This is a genomic window from Flavobacterium sp. (genome assembly GCF_003525665.1).
GTDB lineage: Bacteria > Bacteroidota > Bacteroidia > Flavobacteriales > Flavobacteriaceae > Flavobacterium.
This window is the reverse complement of sequence record NZ_DQDX01000158.1, coordinates 12,991-13,694: the sequence shown is the minus strand read 5'-3', so window position 1 is coordinate 13,694 and position 704 is coordinate 12,991. Positions and strand designations below refer to the sequence as shown.

Below are 704 nucleotides of genomic sequence, written 5' to 3'. Positions count from 1 at the left end.
ATGTATTCCAATTTTTTTCAATAAATTTTATCTTCCATTTTCCATTTACTTTTTCTAAATAAATAGATTTGCCAAAACTATCATAATTATCGGTATGAAAATCGTATTCTAAATATGCCTTTGTATTATCTTTAGAAAATATTGGAATTGAAAATTGAATATATTTTTCAGCTACACTTACTTCTTTTGATGATTCAACAGTTTTAAATTTTTTTGTTATATTTTTTGAGATTTTAAATGCTTTAATAGCATTATTTTGATTTATAACATCAACCGAATCTTTTGTAAGAAAAAAAAAGTTCCTTATTGGCCTTGATTTATAAATTTTTTCTAGACAAACTTCGCCATTCGATGTAAAAGATCTAGCAGGGAGTTTAACTATTTTAACTTCATTATTAACTTCCGTTTTATCGAAACATTTATTGTTTACAATAACTTTTTTTAAGTTTAAACAAATTGGATGTTCTTGCTTGTTAGGAAAACTTCTAGTCAATTCAATTCCTTTTTCTTCAATAATGGTCTTTATAATTTCGATTGACTCTTTTTGACGTACTAAATTTTTACTATCGTTATTATTACAGCTAAAAAAAGCTACCAAAAATATCATCAAACTATTTTTCATCTCTTTTAAATTATTAATTCAAATGTATATTAAAATGGTTATTCAATTAGCCCTGATTGAAATGGAAATCCTTTTTTCAATT

The 704-nt window shown here is 23.6% G+C and carries 1 protein-coding gene; it reads right to left on the bottom strand.

All coding sequences use genetic code 11. The features are described from left to right. Positions 1-622, bottom strand: a 622-nt coding sequence (locus tag DIU01_RS11260; RefSeq protein ID WP_290834490.1) for a hypothetical protein, incomplete at its 3' end; no start/stop codon positions are given. Between the last annotated feature and the right edge of the window lie 82 nt (positions 623-704).